This window comes from Bacillus sp. FSL L8-0528, from assembly GCF_038593085.1.
In the GTDB taxonomy this organism is placed as follows: domain Bacteria; phylum Bacillota; class Bacilli; order Bacillales; family Bacillaceae; genus Bacillus; species Bacillus paralicheniformis.
The window spans coordinates 100,001-102,500 of record NZ_CP151961.1 but is presented as its reverse complement, the minus strand read 5'-3'; the positions used below and the strand labels follow the sequence as shown (position 1 = coordinate 102,500).

Here is a 2,500-nt window from a genome sequence, read left to right as displayed (position 1 = left end):
CACCTGTCACTCTGCCCCCGAAGGGGAAGCCCTATCTCTAGGGTTGTCAGAGGATGTCAAGACCTGGTAAGGTTCTTCGCGTTGCTTCGAATTAAACCACATGCTCCACCGCTTGTGCGGGCCCCCGTCAATTCCTTTGAGTTTCAGTCTTGCGACCGTACTCCCCAGGCGGAGTGCTTAATGCGTTTGCTGCAGCACTAAAGGGCGGAAACCCTCTAACACTTAGCACTCATCGTTTACGGCGTGGACTACCAGGGTATCTAATCCTGTTCGCTCCCCACGCTTTCGCGCCTCAGCGTCAGTTACAGACCAGAGAGTCGCCTTCGCCACTGGTGTTCCTCCACATCTCTACGCATTTCACCGCTACACGTGGAATTCCACTCTCCTCTTCTGCACTCAAGTTCCCCAGTTTCCAATGACCCTCCCCGGTTGAGCCGGGGGCTTTCACATCAGACTTAAGAAACCGCCTGCGCGCGCTTTACGCCCAATAATTCCGGACAACGCTTGCCACCTACGTATTACCGCGGCTGCTGGCACGTAGTTAGCCGTGGCTTTCTGGTTAGGTACCGTCAAGGTACCGCCCTATTCGAACGGTACTTGTTCTTCCCTAACAACAGAGTTTTACGATCCGAAAACCTTCATCACTCACGCGGCGTTGCTCCGTCAGACTTTCGTCCATTGCGGAAGATTCCCTACTGCTGCCTCCCGTAGGAGTCTGGGCCGTGTCTCAGTCCCAGTGTGGCCGATCACCCTCTCAGGTCGGCTACGCATCGTCGCCTTGGTGAGCCGTTACCTCACCAACTAGCTAATGCGCCGCGGGTCCATCTGTAAGTGGTAGCTAAAAGCCACCTTTTATAATTGAACCATGCGGTTCAATCAAGCATCCGGTATTAGCCCCGGTTTCCCGGAGTTATCCCAGTCTTACAGGCAGGTTACCCACGTGTTACTCACCCGTCCGCCGCTGACCTAAGGGAGCAAGCTCCCGTCGGTCCGCTCGACTTGCATGTATTAGGCACGCCGCCAGCGTTCGTCCTGAGCCAGGATCAAACTCTCCATGAAGTTTGATAATGACTACGCACAACATGTGTGCGATTTATTTAATGAATTAACAGGTACGTTTTGTCTTGTTTAGTTTTCAAAGATCATTATTAAAGCAACTCTATTATTATATCTCTTTCGGGATAAATAGTCAAGTGCTTTTTAAAAAATAAATGGTGGAGCCTAGCGGGATCGAACCGCTGACCTCCTGCGTGCAAAGCAGGCGCTCTCCCAGCTGAGCTAAGGCCCCAAAGAATGGTCGGGAAGACAGGATTCGAACCTGCGACCCCATGGTCCCAAACCATGTGCTCTACCAAGCTGAGCTACTTCCCGTTATACATAATGGCGCGCCCGAGAGGAGTCGAACCCCTAACCTTTTGATCCGTAGTCAAACGCTCTATCCAATTGAGCTACGGGCGCATATGTCAATGCCGAGGGCCGGACTTGAACCGGCACGGTAGTCACCTACCGCAGGATTTTAAGTCCTGTGTGTCTGCCAATTCCACCACCCCGGCGTGGATGGTTGGAGCGGAAGACGGGATTCGAACCCGCGACCCCCACCTTGGCAAGGTGGTGTTCTACCACTGAACTACTTCCGCAAATCTTTTTTATAATGCGGGTGAAGGGACTCGAACCCCCACGCCGTAAAGACACTAGATCCTAAGTCTAGCGCGTCTGCCAATTCCGCCACACCCGCATAAAATGGTGAGCCATGAAGGACTCGAACCTTCGACCCTCTGATTAAAAGTCAGATGCTCTACCAACTGAGCTAATGGCTCTTTAAAAGAGACTTATATATTATATCATAAAAAAGTGGTGCCGGCAAGAGGACTTGAACCCCCAACCTACTGATTACAAGTCAGTTGCTCTACCAATTGAGCTACACCGGCTTAATCAACAAAATATTATAATGGTGGAGGATGACGGGATCGAACCGCCGACCCTCTGCTTGTAAGGCAGATGCTCTCCCAGCTGAGCTAATCCTCCGTTTGCACTTGCGTGCAACAGCTTGGCGGCGTCCTACTCTCACAGGGGGAAGCCCCCAACTACCATCGGCGCTGAAGAGCTTAACTTCCGTGTTCGGCATGGGAACGGGTGTGACCTCTTCGCTATCGCCACCAAACTATTTGCCTTCAGGACGAAGGTACTGGGCGTTCCTCACAGGATGTGAGGGCTTTTAGCCGAGTTTCCTTGCCTTTGGCTTTCTGAGAGGTGTTCTCTCAAAACTAGATAACGGTCAGACGATTCACAAAAGTATTTAGGTTAAGTCCTCGATCGATTAGTATCTGTCAGCTCCATGTGTCGCCACACTTCCACCTCAGACCTATCAACCTGATCATCTTTCAGGGATCTTACTTCCTTGCGGAATGGGAAATCTCATCTTGAGGGGGGCTTCATGCTTAGATGCTTTCAGCACTTATCCCGTCCGCACATAGCTACCCAGCGATGCCCTTGGCAGAAC

Annotated in this window: 9 tRNA genes and 3 rRNA genes (2 of these 12 cut by a window edge); all 12 read right to left on the bottom strand. The window is 51.8% G+C overall.

The annotated features are described in order from the left end of the window. Positions 1 to 1,059 (bottom strand): 16S ribosomal RNA (locus tag MHI30_RS00565) (it extends 491 nt beyond the left edge of the window). A 153-nt stretch (positions 1,060 to 1,212) separates the two neighbouring features. Continuing rightward, positions 1,213 to 1,288: transfer RNA gene (locus MHI30_RS00560), tRNA-Ala, on the bottom strand. A gap of 6 nt (positions 1,289 to 1,294) precedes the next feature. After that, a tRNA-Pro gene (locus MHI30_RS00555) sits at positions 1,295 to 1,371 on the bottom strand. 10 nt (positions 1,372 to 1,381) lie between these two features. Further along, positions 1,382 to 1,458 (bottom strand) — tRNA-Arg (locus MHI30_RS00550). Between the two features lie 9 nt (positions 1,459 to 1,467). Further along, positions 1,468 to 1,553: transfer RNA gene (locus MHI30_RS00545), tRNA-Leu, on the bottom strand. 9 nt (positions 1,554 to 1,562) lie between these two features. Further along, a tRNA-Gly gene (locus MHI30_RS00540) sits at positions 1,563 to 1,637 on the bottom strand. A 15-nt stretch (positions 1,638 to 1,652) separates the two neighbouring features. Then, positions 1,653 to 1,735: transfer RNA gene (locus tag MHI30_RS00535), tRNA-Leu, on the bottom strand. Between the two features lie 6 nt (positions 1,736 to 1,741). Continuing rightward, a tRNA-Lys gene (locus MHI30_RS00530) sits at positions 1,742 to 1,817 on the bottom strand. 35 nt (positions 1,818 to 1,852) lie between these two features. Beyond that, positions 1,853 to 1,928 (bottom strand) — tRNA-Thr (locus MHI30_RS00525). Between the two features lie 21 nt (positions 1,929 to 1,949). After that, positions 1,950 to 2,025, bottom strand: a tRNA-Val gene (locus MHI30_RS00520). Between the two features lie 20 nt (positions 2,026 to 2,045). Then, positions 2,046 to 2,161, bottom strand: a 5S ribosomal RNA gene (gene rrf, locus MHI30_RS00515). A gap of 136 nt (positions 2,162 to 2,297) precedes the next feature. Continuing rightward, positions 2,298 to 2,500 (bottom strand): 23S ribosomal RNA (locus MHI30_RS00510); it runs 2,727 nt beyond the window's last position.